Source organism: Rossellomorea sp. H136 (assembly GCF_056838065.1).
The window spans coordinates 2,096,282-2,116,740 of sequence record NZ_CM166371.1 but is presented as its reverse complement, the minus strand read 5'-3'; the positions used below and the strand labels follow the sequence as shown (position 1 = coordinate 2,116,740).

Genomic DNA, 20,459 nt, shown 5'->3' with positions numbered 1-20,459 from the left:
CCTGTCATTGATGTAAAGAAGGGGATGATTCCAGTAGAATCAATCCCCTTGTTAATTATTTCGAATTTACAAATGCTTTTTTGTTATGTTTGAAATAGTCCCATCCAGACCAAATAGTAAAGAACATAGCCACCCAAAGGGCAATGGTCGCAAATGGCAGATTGATCAGTTCGAAAATGGCATTATGCAGAAGCAGCGCTGAAATAGCGATGATTTGTGCCCATGTTTTAATCTTCCCAAGTTGACCCGCAGCAACCACTTCCCCTTCTCCGGCTAACACAAGGCGAAGGCCAGTTACCGCAAACTCTCGGCTGATGATGATAATGACAATCCAGGACGGGGCAAGACCAAGCTCAACCAGTACAATCAAGGCAGCGGATACAAGCAATTTGTCCGCTAATGGATCTAGGAATTTCCCCAGGTTCGTAACGAGGTCAAGCTTTCGAGCATAATAACCGTCAATCCAATCGGTTGTTGCCGCAATGATGAATATTAAAGCACCCACAAAATGCTTGACCGGCATTTCTGCCCCAAAAAACATCATATCACCCCAGTTTAAAGGTGCAAGCATAATGATTAAAAATAATGGAATTAAAAATATCCTTGAAACTGTAATCTTATTAGGTAAGTTCACCTTTCTACCTCCAATACTAAAAAACACGTCTAGCTATAGTATGTAAGAAAAAGGAGTTATTAAAACTCCTTTCACCTCGATTATTGTGTCGCTTTGGGTTCATAGTTAATGATAATATCCTGTCTTACAACATCCGTAGAAGACACCTTGTACTCAAGCTGATTGCCGTTTACTGAAATATTTGTATTCGAAGCGTTACCGATTACAAGATAAGCAAGTTTATCGGAGGAAAAGTCAAAGCCCTTTTTATTACCTTCTTTTAGCAACCCTTCAAATAACAATTCATCCTTCGTGTTATATACACCGACCCAAGTATCACCCTCAGCAGATAATTCCAGCTTGAATTCATCTGCATTTTTTAGTTCATAGGTTGTTTTATATCCTGTAGTATTAACAGCCTCTAATGTTTGTTCTGGTTTTTGTTCTTTTTCTTCCCCGGCTTTTTCATCTTCTGAAGATTTATTTTCCCCTGTTTCTTCTTTATCTTTAGGTTCTTCTTCAGGCTTTTCACTTTCAGCCGGTTGGTTTTCATCTACAGCGACTTGCTCCTGATTTTCTGAGGTTTGTGTCTCAGGGGCTTTATCCCCCACTTTCCCTTGCAAAAATATCCATGCGGCAATCAAGGCACCTATAACGAACAGGGCAATAAGCAGTTTGGGTACGAAGTCAAATACCTTGGTAGAGCTTTCTGATACAGACTTTCTTGACTGAACTCTGGAAAGGGAGACCGGTATCTCATCTTCATAGGTTGTCGGAATTTCATCCTTATGTTCCTCAAAAATCACTTCAGAAGGGAGACCGACCGCTTCACAATACTGTTTAATAAATGCACGTACATAGAACTTCCCGGGCATCGCGTCATACGAACCTTCTTCTATCCCAATCAAATAGCGTTTTTGAATCTTTGTTATCCTTTGTAAATCATCGAGGCTATAACCTTTAGCTTCACGGGCTTCCTTTAAACGATTTCCTAATTCCGTCACCACTTAACACCTTCCAATATTAAAAATCAAAACCTCCAAAATCGGAATTTTGAAATAGATTATTTTGTTCTACTAATTCATATGTAATTTCTTCATCAGGATCGTTTCTAAGTTCAATGATATAATCAAAATCTTCAAGTGAATATTCAGAGTTTTGAACGAATACGTCAGGATGTTCGATTACTTTCACAGCAGGCAATCTCATGATTTCCCTTACTAGTTGCCAGTGTTTTTCACTTGCACGGCGAGTTGAAACGATACCGTCAATAATAAATAAATTTTCAGATGAATACTCGTCTTCAATCAGCTTGCTTCTTATTGTCTGCTTTAATAATGTAGAAGAGACAAAGAGCCATTTCTTATTTGCACATACGCTTGATGCCACGATGGATTCGGTCTTCCCTACTCGGGGCATTCCCCTGATCCCAACAAGCTTATGTCCTTCTTGCTTAAATAGCTCAGCCATAAAGTCTACTAATAAACCCAGCTCATCACGAACAAACCGAAACGTTTTCTTGTCATCGGCATCACGCTGAATATAACGACCGTGACGAACGGCAAGGCGATCCCGTAATTTCGGCTCTCGGAGCTTTGTTACATTAATTGTATCCATCGTTTGTAAGATGGACTCGAGCCTTATTATCTGTTCATCATTGTTTGCAAGAAGAAGCATTCCCCTCCTGCCTTCATCTACACCATTTATCGTCACTATATTTATAGAAAGCATTCCTAATAACGAGGAAATATCACCTAAGAGGCCTGGACGATTTTTTTGAATTTCATATTCTAAATACCATTCTTTGCGTTCCATTGGTTCCCTCCTGAAAACTGTGACATTCCAATTCGATAAAAATCGACATATTTCGGAAAAGTTATTTAAACATCTAGGTATTATAATAAATGATTTTCCAGTAATAGAAAAGCAAAACCTACATAAATATGTACAATTTCTCAATTTAAACCTCATAAGCTGTTTATAGTAAAGAAGTATAGACTTACCCGAAATGAATGACTTCTTTCTCAAGTGATTCTTATCGCAGCATATATATAAGAAAAAGGAGAGGAAAAAATCCCTCTCCTTAACGAGTACTGTTGTTATTAACAAGTTTAACCATCATGTTTGCAATGGCATGTTGTTCTTCAGGAGAAGCGACAGACCATAAATCCGCTAACACTTTTTCTTGATCGTTCTTAGCTTCGACTTGATTCGCTAAGTAGTCCCCAATTTGGTAAGCTAAGTCAGAAACTGTTTCATTTTCCATTCCACCATGTTGAGCCTGGTGAAGACGGTCACCTAAGAAATTTTTCCAATCAGACCAGTTATCTAATACAGACATTTGTCATGACCTCCTTTATTGAAATACAACCTTAGTTTGTATCCAGGAGGAAAAATTATTCGCTTTAATCATTTGACTAAAAAACTTTTTCATGTATGCCATCCACCGTTGATGGAGATGGTTTGACCAGTAATATAAGAGGATTTGGCAGAAGTGAGAAATTGAATCGAGTCGGCAATTTCATCTGCCTGAGCAAGACGCCCCATTGGAATCTCCTCCCTAAGAGCTTCTAGTTCACCTTCAGAAAACGACCCCATCATCGAGGTATCAACTGCCCCTGGAGCGATTGCATTGATCCTAACCCCGCTTAGAGCAAGCTCCTTACTCAATGATTTCACAAATGCCAATTGCGCCCCCTTAACAGTTGAATAAACGACCTCACACGCTCCGCCTATCTGTCCCCAAATAGAGCTTACCATTACAATACTCCCCTTACGTTCTATCAGCTTAGGCAATAACTTTTGAATGAGAAGTAAAGGACTTTTAACATGAACGTTAATCAAATAGTCCACCTCTTCTTCAGTCTGATCTTGAAACATTCCCCAGCTTGAATTCCCACTACTATAAATAATGGCATCAAGTTGGAAGATACTGTTCACGAGACTCGCCACTTCTTTTGGAAGGGCAAGGTTTGCCCGAATGGGGATTGCTTCCACCCCATACTTTTCAATCTTATGTAGCAGCTCTGTTATAGCTTTTTCATTCGTATAATAATGTAAATATAAATTCCATCCCTCTTCTGCCAAACTTAAAGCCGTACTGCTTCCAATTCCCCCTGAAGCGCCTGTTATTAAAGCATATTTCATCAATTTCCACCTCAATGTCCACATAAAGAGAGGAACTACCCTAGAGCAGCTCCCTCCATTATTAAGATTTTGGTACTACCTGACACACCGTAAAGCGCTCTTCACTGATAATGGTACTGGCAACGGCTTGAATATCATCATACTTCAATGATTCAAGTGTAGGTACAACTTCAAAAAGATCCATTTCGTTAAAAGCATAGCGTGTGAATTGATTTGCAATATACTCAGGAGAATTAATAGCACGTAAAAACGCACCAATTTTCTTTTTCTTCGTTCTTTCTAACCCCTCTTCTGTAAAGAGAGATTGTTGTTTGGCTTTAAGTAGCAGCGATTGTACTTTCTCGGCCAGCTCATCCGGCTTTTCCGTATCTCCACCGACGGTTAGGAATCCAAAGCCATTTTCTTGTGTATAGTCATAGTGAAATGTTTCATCAATCAATCCATCATTGTATAGTTCAGAATAATACGTTGAACTTTTACCAAATAGCATATCCAGGAAAACGTTCATCGAAAGCTCTTGTCTAAGCATTTCCTTGCCTTGCTGATGCGGTTCAGGCGCTTTAAGACCTACCAGGCACTTAGGACTTTGCACATTCATCTTAAGTACTTGCTTCTTCTCAGCAACCGTTCCTGGTTCATCATCAAATTTCCGCTTGATCTCAGGCATTTTTTCATAATCCTTCTTTTCCTGATTCGAACGGATCTGATTCATGATTTGATCCGGGTCTACAGATCCCACTACAAAGAGAAGCATATTGCTTGGATGGTAGAATGTGTTATAGCACTGATACAACATATCTTTCGTAATTGGTGTGATAGACTCAATCGTTCCTGCTATATCAATCTTCACAGGGTGATTTTTGTACATATTCTGAATCACGCCAAAGTATAATCGCCAGTCAGGGTTATCATCATACATGGTGATTTCCTGTCCGATGATACCTTTTTCTTTTTCGACTGTCTTTTCTGTAAAATACGGGTCTTGAACAAAGTCAATAAGCGTTTCTAAATTTCGTTCTACATTGGTAGTACTTGAGAATAGATAGGCCGTTCGTGTAAAGGATGTGAAAGCATTAGCCGACGCTCCCTGGCGGCTGAATTGCTGGAATACATCCCCGTCTTCCTTTTCAAACAGTTTATGCTCCAAGAAGTGTGCGATTCCATCTGGAACCTTAACGAATTCTTCTTCGTTCAGAGGGACAAAATGATTGTCAATGCTTCCGTACTTTGTCGTAAACGTGGCATATGTCTTATTAAATCCTTTTTTCGGGAGAATATAAACATCCAGTCCATTAGACATTTTTTCATAATATAAGTTTTCCTGTAGTTGGTCGAAAGAAATCTTCTTCATCTTTATCCCTCCATTCCTGTTAAAAAGTAGATGGTATCAAGCTCAACTTTATTTGCTGCTTTCACGATGTCTTCTTTCGTCGTCTTCTCTATTTCTTCAAGCCAATGTCTTAAATCAATTTCATCATGGGCGATAGCATTATGATATAGGACCTCTACCAACCCACGGGACGTATCAATGGTTTCAAGCAGTTGATTGCGGATGACCGCTTTTGTTTGTTCGATCTCACTATCCGTAAAGTCTCCATCCTTCATGGCTTGCAGCTGATCATTAATTATTCCGACTGCTTGATCATATTTCTCAAATTCTATGCCTGACATAACCATCAATAGTCCTTTGTGACTTTCTAATCTACTTGCTGCATAGTAGGCTAAGCTCGCTTTTTCTCTCACATTTATGAACAATTTAGAATGTGAAAATCCACCGAATATGCCATTGAACACCTGAAGGGCAAAGTAATCATCATCACCATATTGTGTATGTGTCCGGTAGCCCATATTAAGCTTACCTTGCTTCACATCCTGCTTTTCTTTCACGACGTTTTCCCTTTCTTTTTGTTCCACTTCCGATGAATCGACTTCGAGAGGGGTACGATCGTTTAATTGGAGGAGTTGATCACAAAGATTTTCAACTTCCGCAACATCTACATCGCCGATGACATAAAGATCGAATTGATCTTCATTCATGACTTTTTGATAATATTCATATAAACTCTTGGCTGTTATGGACTCTACCTCTTCACTAATGCCATTAACATGAAGGGCAAATCGCTCCCCTTTACACATTTCTTCTACAAGACGGGAATTAGCGTAGCGCATTTTATCGTCATATACTGCCTGTATTCTTACCTTCTGATTTCGTTTTTCTTTCTCGACCGTTTTCTTATCGAATTCGTTATTTTCAATATGAGGATTTTGCAGGACATCTGCTAAAAACTCAATTCCTTTTTGAAGTAAGGGATCTGAGTCCCTTAAAAACTTTTCGTTGGCAATTTCAACTGACATGCTGACCACGTGATACTCACCTTTTTTACCTAAATCCGTGAAAAAGTTAGCACCATATAATTCATCCAGGTAGGATCTTAATTCCGTTGTACTCGGATAGGTCTTTGTACTGCTTTGCATCACATGAGGGAGTAATCCGCGTAAAGTAACTGTTTCTTGATCTAAAGGAGCTTTCATTTTCAAAATCAGACTGTTGGTTTTATACTTATCCGTTTGAACGATATGTAGCGTGTACCCTTGTTTCTTCTTTACTACTTCATTTATGGCTGTCATCGTACCGTCCTCCTTAGTTCCACACTTCCGTCATTTTTGAAATCAAAAAAGTTATAAACACCTTTATTGTGCGGTATTTACGTATAACTATACATGTAGTGAGTTGTTGATTTCAAGCATCTTCCTCTATTGGAAAAATACCCATAGAGTAAACTAGTATATGTATGGAAAATATTCAATATGTTTCATTCTTTCGTTTCTTCATATGAAAAATAACAAGCTTCGAAAGAACCACACAAAAAAAAGGTACCTCGAGATGTCGAGATACCTTTAAATGATTGCTACTTATATTATGATTAACGATTTCCTTTAATATACGGTGTACCAAGTGCTTTAGGTGCATCTGCACGGCCGATGAACCCGGTAAGTGCAAGGATTGTTAATACATATGGTGCGATTAACAGATATACACTCGGAATGTTTTCAAATAACGGAATACTCGATCCGATGATACTTAAGCTTTGGGCAAACCCAAAGAATAATGCCGCACCCATTGCGCCAAGCGGATGCCACTTACCGAAGATCAAAGCGGCTAAGGCCATGAATCCCTGTCCGCTTATCGTTGCGTGACTAAAGTCCGAAGAAATTGACTGGGCATATACCCCTCCGCCCACTCCTGCAAAAGCCCCAGAAATGATGACTCCGATATAGCGCATTTTCGTTACGTTGATTCCCATTGTGTCGGCAGCCATTGGATGCTCACCTACGGAACGCAATCTCAGACCGAATGGAGTCTTAAACATAATGAACCAAACGATGACGGACACAAGGATGGCTACAAATGGTGGCCAATAAGTGTTGGAGAAGAAAATACCTCCAATCATCGGAATTTTGTTAAGTAATGGTATATCTACTTTTCCAAAGCCTTCAGAAATGATGTCTGTTTGACCTTTTCCGTAAATACGTTTGACTAAGAAAAGAGTTAAACCGATGGCGAGCAGATTGATTGCCACTCCTGACACTACCTGATCGGCCCGGAATGTAATAGAAGCAACCGCATGGAGTACGGCAAGTAACGCCCCCATGACCATTGCTATAAGCAAAGCTACCCAAGGTGTTGCAGCACCAAATGTGTCGGCAAAAGCCAAGTTGAAAACGATACTTGAGAAAGCTCCAATGACCATTAATCCTTCAAGCCCGATGTTAACCACACCAGAACGTTCAGAGAACGCTCCTCCTAACGCAGTGAAAATAAGTGGTGATGCCCACAATAATGTTGATGGAATAAGGATTGTTAAGATATCGATAAAGCCCACTTATTTCACCCCCTTCTTACTAAATCGTTGAATCAGATAACGAATCATATAACCAGATGCTACAAAGAAAATAATTAGGGCAATGATGATATCTACCAGCTCATTTGGTATTCCAGCTTCAAGAGGCATATTTAACGCCCCCACTTTGAGTCCTCCAAATAATAATGCTGCGAACACAACACCTATAGCTACATTTCCTCCTAATAAAGCTACAGCGATCCCATCAAATCCAACCCCTGTAAATCCTCCTTTTATCGAGGCGTACCCAAATGTTCCTAAACCTTCCATGGCACCTGCAAGTCCGGCAAATGCTCCAGAGATGACCATAGAAAGAATGATGTTTCCATTTACGTTCATTCCTGCGTATTGAGAAGCGTGCTGGTTAAAGCCTACCGAACGCAGTTCATATCCACGAGTCGTTTTTTCTAAAAGGAACCACATGATAAATACGCAGGCGAGGGCAATGAAGATCCCCCAATGCAGCCTTGAGTAATCCGTTAAGGCCTCAAAGAATGGAGACTTTAATGAAGCCGTCTCTGCGATATAGTCCGTACGATCTTTGCGCTCCGTCAATACATCACGGATAATCGCATTCGTTACATGAAGTGCAATATAGTTCATCATGATCGTAACAATTACTTCGTGTACACGGTATCTTGCTTTCAGTAATCCTGGAATGAAGCCCCAGAATGCTCCGGCTACTGCCGCTGCGATTACAGCAAGCGGTAAGTGGATGATCTTAGGTAACTCATCGAAAGCAACTCCTACCCATACTGCAGCAAGCCACCCGACTATCAGTTGTCCTTCGACCCCGATATTGAATAATCCGGTTCTGAAGGCAAAGGCAACAGCCAATCCTGCCAGAATGTATGGAGTCACTTGACGAACAGTTTCCCCTACATAGTAGATTTCTCCGAAAATACCTTGCCAAAGTGCAGAGTATCCTGCAATTGGATCATATCCACTCACAAGCATAATAATAGTTCCGACAATAATTCCTAAAAGGACCGAAATAACCGGGATTAAAATATTTGTTAATCGATTAGACATGTTCGTTCTCCCCCGCTTCCTTCCTCTTCGAACCAGCCATAAGTAGTCCAAGTTCTTGTTCGGTTGTTTCTTTTGGATTTACAATTGCTACAATTTGCCCTTCATAAATGACGGCAATCCGATCACTTACATTCATGATTTCATCCAACTCAAATGAAAGTAATAGTACGGCTTTCCCGTTATCCCGTTGCTCGATCAGACGCTTGTGAATAAACTCGATCGCTCCTACATCGAGACCACGGGTTGGCTGGGCAGCAATCAACAGATCCGGATCACGGTCGACCTCCCTACCGATGATCGCTTTTTGCTGATTACCGCCGGATAGTGCCCTGGCAAGGGTATATTCAGAAGGTGTCCTTACATCAAACTCTGAAATTAGCTTTCTCGCTTGATTGTAAATATTCTTATAGCTTAATACGCCTTTATTTGAATAAGGCTTTTGATAATAGGTTTGTAGAACCATATTTTCACCGATCGGAAAATCTAGAACTAAACCATGTTTGTGACGATCCTGAGGAATATGACCTACACCTGTTTCATAAATCTTGCGCGGTTTCATATTGACTATTTCTTTTCCATTCAGCTTAATCGAGCCACTATTAACTTTGTATAACCCTGTAATCGCTTCAATCAGTTCACTTTGACCGTTCCCATCAACTCCCGCAATTCCAAGGATTTCCCCGGCTTTCACTTCCAGGTTTAACCCCTTTAAAACGGAAACATTGCGGTGGTCTTTTACGTTCAAATCCCGAATTTCGAGCACATTGTCAGTAGGGGTGGCTTCCTTCTTCTCAGTCTTAAAAGTTACTTCACGTCCTACCATCAGACTGGCTAGATGGTTCGGGTCGGTTTCTGATACTTGCACTGTCCCGATCCCTTTTCCTTTTCTGATAACGGTTACATTATCACACACTTCCATAATCTCTTTTAGCTTATGAGTGATAAGAATGATAGACTTGCCTTCTTGAATAAGAGTTTTCATGATTTGAATAAGCTCTTTGATTTCTTGAGGGGTCAGTACCGCTGTAGGCTCATCGAAGATCAGAATCTCTGCACCACGATAAAGTGTTTTCAAAATTTCAACACGTTGCTGCATTCCTACTGAAATTTCAGAAATTTCAGCGGAAGGATCCACTTTTAAACCGTATCTTTCCGAGATTTCCAGAATATCCTTCTCTGCCTTTTTAATATCCACTGTTGCGCCGGACTTCGGCTCTCTTCCGAGAATAATATTTTCTGTTACTGTAAAGGTATCAACGAGCATAAAGTGCTGATGAACCATTCCGATCCCTAAGTCATTGGCAATATTGGGATTGGTGATGTTTACTTTCTGCCCCTTAACACGAATTTCTCCTTGTTCAGGCTGATAAAGTCCAAATAAAACATTCATCAGTGTAGATTTACCTGCTCCATTTTCACCTAGAAGCGCATGAATTTCACCTTTTTTGAGCTGGAGGGTAATATTATCGTTTGCTACGATGCCAGGAAATTCTTTGCGAATATTCAGCATCTCAATTACATAATCCATTGCTAATCACTCCTTGCATAGGCTAGGGATATTTATCTAGTAGTTAGAGGTCAGACCTTAAGACTCTAGAAAAAAAAGGGTTTCCCCGATTAAAACTCTAAATGAAAGATAGAAAGAAGTTTCTATACTTCAATTAAATTTTTAATTATTATGAATATTCATTTTAGAAAAGGGATAAGAGGCCGGCTATCCTTGGCCCCCTTATCCCCGTTCAATTAGTTAGCTGAGAATGAATTTGCTGCATCTAAAGATTCAGGAACAGTGATTTCCCCACTCTTGATCTTTTCTTTCCATTCATCAACTTTAGTCATAACCTCGTCTTTGTTAGAAAGCTCTTCGTTAAGTTCAGCTAATCCAACACCCTCTTCGTTAAGACCGTAAGAGATAACTTCTCCACCAGGGAAATTCCCTTCTTTTGCTTTGTTAGCAAGATCCAGAACAGCGTTATCTACACGTTTTAAAGAAGAAGTTAAGATGATATTATGATCCCCAACTTTACCCTCTGCTGATTGGTCGGAGTCAACTCCGATTGCCCATAGCTCACGGGAAGGATCTTTTTCTTTTAAGTCACGTGCTTCTTTGAACAATCCATTACCAGTACCACCTGCTGCATGGAAGATAACGTCTACATCTTGAGAGTACATTTTAGACGCGATTGTTTGACCAAGTTCAGCTTTGTCGAATGCTCCTGCATAATCTGCAACGATTTCTGCTTCGGGATTAACTGCTTTCACACCAGCAATGAAGCCGGAATGGAAACGCTCGATTACTGGAATTTCCATTCCACCAAGGAAGCCGATTTTGTTCGTTTTCGTTGCTAGCCCAGCAGCAACTCCCGCAAGGAATGAACCTTCTTGCTCTTTGAATGTGATACTTGCAACGTTTGGCTGGTCTACAACAGCATCAACGATAGCAAAGTGAGAATCTTTTTGTTGTTGTGCAATATCGTTGATTGCACCTTCCATAAGGAAGCCGATACCATATACTAAGTCAAAGTCTTGACGAGCTAATGTGTTTAAGTTAGTAGCGTAGTCAGCATCAGATTGTGATTGTAAGTAGTCAAAACCTTCCTTACCTTTTTCTAAGTCGTGCTCTTCACCGAAAGCTTTTAAACCTTCCCAAGCAGATTGGTTGAAAGATTTGTCATCTACTCCACCAACATCCGTAACCATTGCTACTGTAAATTGATCTTCTTTTTTGTTACCTTCACCACTAGATGCACCTTCTTTGTCCTCGCTTGTTCCACAAGCACCTAATAATGTACCTGCAGCTAGAACAAATGACAACGCTAAACCAATTTTACGTTTTTTCACCTAGAGTACCCCCTAATATTGTAATAAATTAGTAGTAAGATGGATTGTTGTTATACACGCTTTCTTAATACTTGGAAGCTAAATTTGTCAGACCGAAAATAATTTACTGAGTACAGAATCGGCTCATCGTTTTCATCAAAGTGCATTTGCTTTAATACGAGGAGTGCCGTTTCTGGTTCACAATTTAGAATAGGGGAGATTTTATCGTGATAGCCCATAGGTTCTATTTGTGCAACAGCATGAGTGATTCTCTTATTCTCGCGTTTCTCCAAAACGGTGAAAATCGAATTATCCTCATGGGTGAAATTCCTAGGCATAATCTTTTCAGGAATTTTGTCTACACAATACACAACCGGTTCCCCGTTTGCAGTACGAACCCGTTCAATCAGGATCACGTCGTCCTCTTCATTGCAAGTAAACCTCTTCACATCATCCTCAGTAGCTTCTTGAGTTGTTGAGCTTAAGAAAATGGTCCCTGGCTCCATACCGGCCTGCTTAATCATGTTCGTTACACTGTTCAGCTGCTCGATACCAGAAGTAAAGAGCGGTTTAGCGTTTACAAATGTACCTACCCCATGACGTCGTACGATGACACTTTCTTCCTCAAGAATTCTGAGAGCTTCACGGAGAGTAGCCCTACTCACACCTAGTTGTTTGGAGAGATCAAATTCAGACGGGAGTTTTTCTTTTTCTTTGTATACTCCCGCTTCGATATCTTTCTTCAAACGGTCTATCACTTGTAAGTATAAATGTCGATTGTCTGTCTTTATTGTCACTGGAACCACCACCAAATTTTCTCAAGACATCAGACCTCTGATGTATATCTTTCCTACTAATCGAAAATACTATAACACTTTTCTTTTCATAAATAAATAGCATTGTGTGATTTTGTCGAAAAAAATGATTAGAATGACAATTTAAAATCCTTATTTGTAAAAAAATAGTAAATATATAAGGATGAATAGGGTTTCATGGAGTTTTTTTACAAATATTTTACAATAAGGTTGTTATAGATTATCAATCTTTACAAAATTAAAACAACGCCATTACAATTGTAAACGCTTTTAATAGTATAACACATTAGTGGATAAACTAGAATAACATCATTTGAAACGGATTCATTTTGAGATTTCTCCCTTGAATATCTTACTAAAAAGGTGTGTTACCCCGTTTACTTTGGATAGGGTAACACACCTTTTGTTAAGAGCTTTGCTCTTCTGAAGGTTTACCGATCAAGACGGTTCGCGGCTTACTTCCTTCATAAGGCCCAACGACTCCTCTTACTTCCATCTCATCAATCAATCGTGCTGCTCTTGTATAACCCACTCTAAATCTTCTTTGAAGCATGGATACTGAAGCGGTTTGCATTTCAGCAATTAACTGAACTGCATCATTATAGAGTTCGTCTTCTGCTTCGCCCGTTTTCTCATCTTCTTGTATCTCATCTGGAATCATTTCTTCCTGATACTGTGCCTTTTGTTGAGAAATGACAAAATCAACGATTTCTTCAACTTCTTCATCAGATAAAAAGGCGCCTTGTACCCTTGTTGGCTTTGAAGCCCCTACAGGCATAAAGAGCATGTCTCCTCTACCCAATAGTTTTTCTGCGCCACCGGAATCCAGGATGGTTCTGGAATCTATTTGTGATGATACGGCAAACGCAATCCTCGATGGAATATTCGCTTTGATGACCCCTGTAATAACATCAACAGAAGGACGCTGAGTCGCAATAATTAAATGGATCCCTGCGGCACGTGCCATCTGTGCGAGTCTTGTGATGGCGTCTTCTACATCGTTTGAAGCAACCATCATTAAATCAGCGAGCTCATCCACTATCACCACAATGTATGGAAGCAGCGGCTGCTTTTCTTCGTTCTCGAGATTCTGTCTCTTAACGTAGTCGTTGTAGCCTTCAATATTCCTTGTTCCTGTGTGAGAGAACAATTCATATCTCCGCTCCATTTCACTTACAACCTTTTTTAATGCCTGTGAAGCTTTCTTCGCATCCGTTACAACGGGAGCTAATAGGTGCGGAACCCCATTATATACATTCAATTCAACCATTTTTGGATCTATCATCATGAGCTTAACTTCATGTGGTTTAGCTCTCATTAGAATACTCGTAATGATTCCATTAATACAGACACTCTTTCCGCTTCCTGTGGCCCCGGCTACAAGTAAGTGAGGCATTTTATTCAATTCTGCAAGTACGGCTTCTCCCGTTATATCCCGCCCTAAACCAATTTGGAGCTTGGCATCAGGTTTATTATGTTCCTTGGCTTCAAGCACCTCTCTTAAAGACACCATGGCCACTTCTGAGTTAGGAACTTCAATACCGATAGCCGATTTCCCTGGAATAGGAGCTTCGATTCGGATATCTTTAGCCGCAAGAGCCAAGGCTAAATCATCACTAAGGTTCACGATGCGGCTTACTTTCACACCTACATCCGGGTGTACTTCATACTTGGTGACGGCTGGACCTAAGTGAACTTGTGTAACTTTCGCTTTTACTCCGAAGCTTTGGAAGGTTCTTTCAAGTTTGGCTGCATTGGCATGAATCAGTTGATATTCATTACTCTGATCTGTTTTTTTAGGACTCTTTAATAACGAAATAGAAGGTAATTTATAATCCTTATTTTCTACTTCAGTAAACGTAATCGGTGGTGCAGAATCCGCTTCTCCTTCTGAATCGGATTTTTTCTGAGCTGCAGCTACAGCTTCATCTTTTTCATCATTTATTCCCGCCCCTGTAGCGGATGGTTCTTCTTTAGTCTGGGCCCCTCCGTATGCACGTTCCGCAAAGTTAGAGATAATCGGTTCTCTCGTTTCCTCTTCCTGAGGCAGCGGTGTTTCAATCACTTTCTCCTGCTTCACAGAAACTTCTTTCTTTTTCTTTTCTTTCACTTCTTTTTTCTTTGACTGATCTTCTCTCCAGTCACTCATATCTTGTTTGAATGCCGACCACTGACCGCTTAAGAATGCACCAAATCGCTTTCCTGCTCTTCCAAGCACATCCCCGATGGATTTACCTGTCACTAGTATGATTCCGATCAATATGAATGTTGCACTAACAATCCTTGCTCCTTGCGAGTCAAATAGAAAATAAGAAACGGCAAATAAAACGCTCCCTATCATTCCCCCACCAAGATCCGAAGTACTCGTTTCCCCGCTTACATCCATCCAATACAAATCCCACGTATTCATGATGACACTTGGATTATCGAAAGAACCATCATTTGAGAGCAAATCAAATAATTTCACATGACTCAACAGCAAGAAGCTCGCAATGATGATGTATATCCCAATAAGTCTACGACTAAATAACATAGGAATCTCTCGTTTAATCATGAGGTATCCAGCCACATACATCATCCATAGGAGGGCAACCATATACCATTCACCCAGAAAGAATCGATAGAAATATACCACTGCTTTCCCTACAGCTCCAAGCTCTATGATTGAAATCAAACTGAGGGCAGCAAGGATCATTCCTGTAATTTCATATTTAATGGTTTGTTTTAAGGTTGAACTCGTTGCAGATCGTTTTTTTCTTCTTTTTCGTTTTGCCAATCCAATTCACCTAAATTCTATTGAAGTCTTTCTTCATATGTACATAAAGATGAAGAAAGGGCTGATCCTTTGGGGCAATCTATGTGCCTAAGGTGTCAGACCCTTCCCGTTAACTTAATTATGATTATCTCTTCCAGTAATATTATAGCATAACCACTATTTCGGGAAAATCCTCTTTCTCGCTTAATTGTTGATAAATTCACCCGGGCAAATCTGATTATCAAGATAATGGGCAGGGTCGCTACTCATGACCCTGACAATTCGAAACCGGTTCTCCTCCTGCTGAACAAGGATAGGAACACCCTGATATTCCATCATCATTTGACCACTGAATTCACTTGCATCTGTCGGAAATACAAGATCATTGGGTACGACTGTATAAAGGATCATTGTACTAATCCCTCTTGTTGATCCGATTGCTTTTTCATCTCAATTAACTCGTTAATCTTTTTAATGGCTGTCCCAATGCCCCCGATCCCATCTATCAGGCCGTATTCGACGGCATCGTCACCGACCACATTCGTGCCGATATCCCGTGTGAGGTTACCTTTTGCAAACATCAGGTCTTTAAAATCTTCTTCCGATATATTGCTGTGCTTCGTAACGAAACTAACTACCCTATCCTGCATTTTATCCAAGTACTCGAATGTCTGGGGTACGCCGATCACCAATCCCGTCAACCGAACCGGATGGATGGTCATTGTAGCAGTGCTGGCAATATAAGAGAAATCGCATGATACGGCAATCGGTACACCAATACTATGTCCTCCACCCAACACAACAGATACTGTAGGTTTAGAAAGTGAAGCGATCATTTCAGAAATGGCGAGTCCCGCTTCCACGTCTCCACCTACCGTATTTAATATTACCACCAAACCCTCTATCTTTGGATTTTGCTCAATGGCTACTAGCTGTGGAATAACATGTTCATACTTCGTTGTTTTATTTTGTGGAGGAAGCTGCATATGCCCTTCTATTTGTCCTACAATCGTCAAGCAATGGATATTGGAATCCTGAGAGAGTTGCGGGACATTGGTTTGCCCTAATTGCTGTATCTTTTCCATTAATCCTGATGGTTTATCTTTATTATCATCCTGACCTTTATTTGGCTGATCCTGCATACGTTCATGATTATCTTCCATGAAAACATCTCCTTTTCATTTCCATTCTCTTGTTATTATTTTAATAAGGGAGTGTTTTCATACTTTATACTTTGGGATCAAATAAAAAACGGAGGCTATCTGTTAGAAACAAATAGCCTCACGCGTTAAACTTCCATGATGATCGGTAATATCATTGGTCTTCTTCGTGTTTTATTGAATAAATAGTAATTGAGCTGATCTCTGATATCTTGTTTAATGGTTGTCCATTCAAAAGAGCCCTTTTGTAAATAGGAATGTACTACATCCGTTACGATGCCCCCAGCTCCTTCAATCAATTCTTCTGACTCCCTTACATAAACGAAGCCGCGTGATATAATTTCAGGACCTGACACAATTGATTTGGATCTGCGGTTGATCGTTACAACGACCGTAAAGACACCGTCTTCTGATAATAGTTTACGGTCGCGAAGGACGATATTCCCCACGTCCCCTATACCAATTCCATCGATTAACACATTCCCAGCCTGCACCCGGCCGCTCATTCTCATCTTACCGTCCTTGTATTGAAGCACATCTCCTTTATCCAAAATGAAAATTTGCTTATACGGAAGACCGATGTCGTGAGCGATCTGTGTATGCGCCACCAGCATTTTATACTCACCTTGAATAGGAATGAAGTACTTCGGCTTCATGATATTTAACATAAACTTTAGATCTTCCTGACTCCCATGCCCTGAAACATGAACCTTATTAGCGGTCAAGACGTTTGCTCCTGCTCTATAAAGCATGTCAATTGTCTTCCCTGCAATCACTTCCATGCCAGGCGAAGGTGAGGCCGTAATTAGGACAGTATCTCCCTCTTCGATATTCACAAGACGATGGGAGCGTTTTGACATCCGCTGCAAGGCTTCAAACGGCTCTCCTTGTGTTCCGGTGGCGATGATGACGACTTCATCTTTAGGATAATCACCAATCTCATCCATTCCGATGATCATCTCATCCCGGACGTGAAGATAGCCTAATTTCAAAGCTACATCATATACTCTCTTCAAACTCTTACCCACTACGATCACTTTACGATTATTTTGATCTGCAGCGTCAAAAACTTGCTGTAGTCGAATTAAATTAGATGCAAAGCAAGCTACAATAACTCTGCCGGATGCCATTCGTAAGGCGTCTGTTATATGTTGTTCAATGACGGCCTCGGATGTTGTGTAGCCGGGTCTCTCCGCTTCTTTGCTGTCTGACAACAAACATAGCACTCCTTTTTCACCGATTTGAGCCATTTTGCCTAAATCCGGTCGATAAAGGTGTTTAGCAGATTGATCAAATTTGAATTCCCCGGTATGTACGATGACTCCTTCAGATGTATGTATACATACACCAACTGAATCCGGAATACTATGTGTGGTTTTAAAGAACGTTACATTCACTCCATCGAAAGAGAGATGGCTATCTGAGTGAATCGTAAAGAATTTCACATCTTCCCTGACATTTTCATCCTTCAATCGTGCCTTTACAAGTGCATTCGTTAAACGGGTGCCGTAAACAGGAGCTTTAATCTTATTGAGTACGTATGAAATTCCTCCAATACTATCCTCATGTCCATGAGTCAAAAAGATTCCTTTCACCCGTTCTTTATTTTCGATCAAGTATTGAATGTCAGGGATTACGATATCAATTCCGAGCATTTCATTTTCAGGGAACATCAGCCCTGTGTCAACCACGAAAATTTCATGATCCACTTCGATCACGTACATGTTCTTACCAATTTCTCCTACTCCTCCGAGCGGTATGATCTTTATACTTTCATTCTTTGCCTTACTCACATTATGTCCTCCTATGCTGTGCCTTTCCCGATCTTCAATCAGTTACGTTTATTATACTTGATAATATTTTGGGAGTACAACCAATTTTATCCTTCCTATAATAAGATTAGGAAAAAGACTGCATTCATTTTTACTACATTACTATTTCGATACTGCGTGACTAAATCCTTCTTCTTCAAAATAAATTAATCACTTACTGATTTTATGGGCATTTCCTGTCTATAATAAAAGACTGTGAAGGATGGCCTTCACAGTCTTTTACTTAAGATAATACCTGTAATAATTGAGACAGCTTTGCTCTTTCCACTTCTGTTAGTGGAATTAATGGTAAGCGGACGGATCCAACGTCCAGACCCTTCATTTGCAGGGCTGTTTTAACCGGAGTTGGGTTCGGGCTGGTAAATAACCCTTTCATGACTGGAAGAAGTTTTTGATGCAGACCGGCTGCCTTTAAATGGTTTCCACCTGTAAATGCAGCAACCATCTCTTGCATTTCGTTTCCGATGATATGTGAGGCAACAGACACGATTCCAGTTCCACCTATTGACAATACAGGGAGAGTAAGTCCGTCATCTCCACTGTATAGCATAAAGTCGTTTGATGTATGGGAAATGATTTCAGTCATGCTATCCAAGTCACCGCTTGCTTCTTTAACAGCTACAATGTTTTCAATCTCTGATAATCGAATGATTGTTTCTGGAGAAACATTGACGCTTGAACGTCCAGGAATATTATATAGCATGACAGGTAAGGTTGTTGATTCAGCAATCGCCTTAAAATGCTGGAACAACCCTTCCTGACTCGGCTTATTATAGTATGGAGCCACCAGCATGATGGCATCTACACCTGCCTCTATTGCCTTTTTGGTAAGTTCGATTGACGCGTGGGTGTTATTGCTTCCCGTCCCGGCAATAACAGGTGCTCTTCCGTTTACTACTTTTACTACATGTCGAAATAAAGCAATCTTTTCTTCTTTTGTTAAGGTCGGAGACTCACCAGTGGTCCCGGCTACTACTAACGAATCTGATCCATTTTCAATCAGATACTGAATTAATTGGGTCGTCTTGGTGAAATCGATATTTCCTTTACGGTCAAATGGGGTAACCATCGCCGTAGAAACGCGGCCAAAATTCAATCTAGTCACTCTCCTCTTAAGTTCATCCTACCCTGAATGTTGCGGTTCTCTCTTGTAGTTGAAACGTATCATGAAGTGCATTAATCGCATTAATCAGGTCCATCTCTTTCACCAGGACCCAAATAGTCGTATGACTATCTGCTGACTGGAGGATTCGAATTCCTTCATTGGACAGAGAAGATACGATGGCTGAAGTCACACCTGGGACACCCGTCATCCCGGCCCCCACTACTGAAATCTTAGCACACTCTGACTCTACAATAGGTTTATGACCTATTTTATTTAGAACGGAAATCGCACCTTCAGCAAGGGATGATGCAACAGTGTAAACAACTCCCCGTGGCGAGATGTTAATGAAGTCAACACTTATTCCTTCTTTAGCCATTGCTTTAAAGACTTCAGCTTGAAGATTGTATTGGTCTTCCTTAGCGAATACTTTTATTTGCGTTAGGTTGGATACATGGGCGATTCCTGTTACGGGATGACTCCGGAATTCTTTGTGTGCTTTCGTATTTTCAAGTGTTGTCACAAGCGTCCCTTCACCATTTGAATAAGTAGAACGAATCCTGATTGGAACATTTGAATTCATCGCAATTTCAACAGCTCTTGGATGAATCACCTTTGCCCCCTGATATGCCATATTACATACTTCATTATAAGAAACAACCGTAATTGGTCTTGCTTTCGATGAAATGCGGGGATCGGCAGTCATAACCCCTTCAACATCGGTGAAAATATCGATGAATTCAGCTTTTAATGCCACTCCTAAAGCAGAAGCTGAAGTATCACTTCCCCCTCTGCCGATTGTGGTGACATCACCATCTTTCGTTGCACCTTGAAAGCCCGCTACCACCACTGCATCGTGATCTTCGAGCTCTTTGACCAAACGGCTGCATCTCATTTCCAAAATCTTAGCATTGTTAAAATCATTATTTGTTCGGAATCCGGCTTGAGCACCAGTCAAAGCGGTTGACCGGATTCCATGTTCTAGAAGCATATTAGAGAAGACCAGGCTGGAAATGATTTCTCCACAAGATAATAATAAATCTTGCTCTCTCTTACTTATTGAAGTATTCCTGCCACCGATAAGTGATAATAGGGAGTCAGTAGCGTAAGGTTCACCCTTTCTTCCCATAGCTGAAACGACTACCACCACTTTATATCCCTTTTCAATCGCTTGCTTCGTGTGGGCAAGTGCCTTTAAGCGACTTGCCTCATCACGTACAGACGTTCCACCAAATTTTTGAACGATCAGTTTCATGACTACACCTCATTGTCATATGTTCA

The 20,459-nt window shown here is 40.5% G+C and carries 18 protein-coding genes; all 18 read right to left on the bottom strand.

The window, feature by feature from the left end:
- Window positions 1-55: 55 nt before the first annotated feature.
- On the bottom strand, window positions 56-634 hold the full coding sequence (gene pgsA, locus ACYH0O_RS10675; protein ID WP_482632202.1) for a CDP-diacylglycerol--glycerol-3-phosphate 3-phosphatidyltransferase: 579 nt from the start codon (window positions 632-634) through the stop codon (window positions 56-58).
- 80 nt (window positions 635-714) lie between these two features.
- Window positions 715-1,617 (bottom strand): helix-turn-helix domain-containing protein, encoded by a 903-nt coding sequence (locus ACYH0O_RS10670; RefSeq protein WP_482632201.1) that lies wholly within the window; start codon window positions 1,615-1,617, stop codon window positions 715-717.
- Between the two features lie 19 nt (window positions 1,618-1,636).
- On the bottom strand, window positions 1,637-2,428 hold the full coding sequence (locus ACYH0O_RS10665; protein WP_149155563.1) for a DUF3388 domain-containing protein: 792 nt from the start codon (window positions 2,426-2,428) through the stop codon (window positions 1,637-1,639).
- Window positions 2,429-2,696: 268 nt separating this feature from the next.
- Window positions 2,697-2,954, bottom strand: coding sequence for a DUF3243 domain-containing protein (locus ACYH0O_RS10660; protein WP_149155562.1), 258 nt, complete (start codon window positions 2,952-2,954; stop codon window positions 2,697-2,699).
- A gap of 89 nt (window positions 2,955-3,043) precedes the next feature.
- A complete protein-coding gene (ymfI, locus tag ACYH0O_RS10655; protein WP_482632200.1) occupies window positions 3,044-3,763 on the bottom strand; it encodes an elongation factor P 5-aminopentanone reductase in 720 nt (239 codons plus the stop codon).
- A 58-nt stretch (window positions 3,764-3,821) separates the two neighbouring features.
- Complete coding sequence (gene yfmH, locus ACYH0O_RS10650) at window positions 3,822-5,111, bottom strand: EF-P 5-aminopentanol modification-associated protein YfmH (protein WP_482632199.1); 1,290 nt, start codon at window positions 5,109-5,111, stop codon at window positions 3,822-3,824.
- Window positions 5,112-5,113: 2 nt separating this feature from the next.
- The gene (gene yfmF / locus ACYH0O_RS10645; protein ID WP_482632198.1) at window positions 5,114-6,388 is read right to left on the bottom strand and encodes an EF-P 5-aminopentanol modification-associated protein YfmF; all 1,275 of its coding nucleotides are present in this window, start codon (window positions 6,386-6,388) and stop codon (window positions 5,114-5,116) included.
- Window positions 6,389-6,684: 296 nt separating this feature from the next.
- On the bottom strand, window positions 6,685-7,644 hold the full coding sequence (locus ACYH0O_RS10640) for an ABC transporter permease (RefSeq protein ID WP_482632197.1): 960 nt from the start codon (window positions 7,642-7,644) through the stop codon (window positions 6,685-6,687).
- On the bottom strand, window positions 7,645-8,694 hold the full coding sequence (locus ACYH0O_RS10635; RefSeq protein WP_482632196.1) for an ABC transporter permease: 1,050 nt from the start codon (window positions 8,692-8,694) through the stop codon (window positions 7,645-7,647).
- Entirely contained in the window at window positions 8,687-10,222 is a 1,536-nt protein-coding gene (locus ACYH0O_RS10630; protein WP_482632195.1) for an ABC transporter ATP-binding protein, read from the bottom strand. The genes ACYH0O_RS10635 and ACYH0O_RS10630 overlap by 8 nt, the downstream gene beginning before the upstream one ends.
- Before the next feature lie 215 nt (window positions 10,223-10,437).
- Window positions 10,438-11,535 carry a BMP family lipoprotein gene (locus ACYH0O_RS10625; protein WP_149155555.1) on the bottom strand — a complete coding sequence of 366 codons (1,098 nt, stop codon included), beginning with the start codon at window positions 11,533-11,535 and terminating at the stop codon, window positions 10,438-10,440.
- 50 nt (window positions 11,536-11,585) lie between these two features.
- The gene (locus ACYH0O_RS10620; protein ID WP_149155554.1) at window positions 11,586-12,311 is read right to left on the bottom strand and encodes a GntR family transcriptional regulator; all 726 of its coding nucleotides are present in this window, start codon (window positions 12,309-12,311) and stop codon (window positions 11,586-11,588) included.
- Window positions 12,312-12,735: 424 nt separating this feature from the next.
- Window positions 12,736-15,105 carry a DNA translocase FtsK gene (locus ACYH0O_RS10615; protein WP_482632194.1) on the bottom strand — a complete coding sequence of 790 codons (2,370 nt, stop codon included), beginning with the start codon at window positions 15,103-15,105 and terminating at the stop codon, window positions 12,736-12,738.
- A gap of 183 nt (window positions 15,106-15,288) precedes the next feature.
- On the bottom strand, window positions 15,289-15,495 hold the full coding sequence (locus ACYH0O_RS10610; protein ID WP_482632193.1) for a YlzJ-like family protein: 207 nt from the start codon (window positions 15,493-15,495) through the stop codon (window positions 15,289-15,291).
- Window positions 15,492-16,247 (bottom strand): ClpP family protease, encoded by a 756-nt coding sequence (locus tag ACYH0O_RS10605; RefSeq protein ID WP_426891287.1) that lies wholly within the window; start codon window positions 16,245-16,247, stop codon window positions 15,492-15,494. Before ACYH0O_RS10605 ends, ACYH0O_RS10610 begins: the two co-directional genes overlap by 4 nt.
- A gap of 125 nt (window positions 16,248-16,372) precedes the next feature.
- Window positions 16,373-18,037, bottom strand: coding sequence for a ribonuclease J (locus ACYH0O_RS10600; RefSeq protein ID WP_482632192.1), 1,665 nt, complete (start codon window positions 18,035-18,037; stop codon window positions 16,373-16,375).
- Between the two features lie 262 nt (window positions 18,038-18,299).
- A complete protein-coding gene (gene dapA, locus ACYH0O_RS10595; RefSeq protein WP_482632191.1) occupies window positions 18,300-19,172 on the bottom strand; it encodes a 4-hydroxy-tetrahydrodipicolinate synthase in 873 nt (290 codons plus the stop codon).
- A gap of 22 nt (window positions 19,173-19,194) precedes the next feature.
- Entirely contained in the window at window positions 19,195-20,433 is a 1,239-nt protein-coding gene (dapG, locus tag ACYH0O_RS10590; RefSeq protein ID WP_149155550.1) for an aspartate kinase, read from the bottom strand.
- Window positions 20,434-20,459 lie beyond the last annotated feature (26 nt).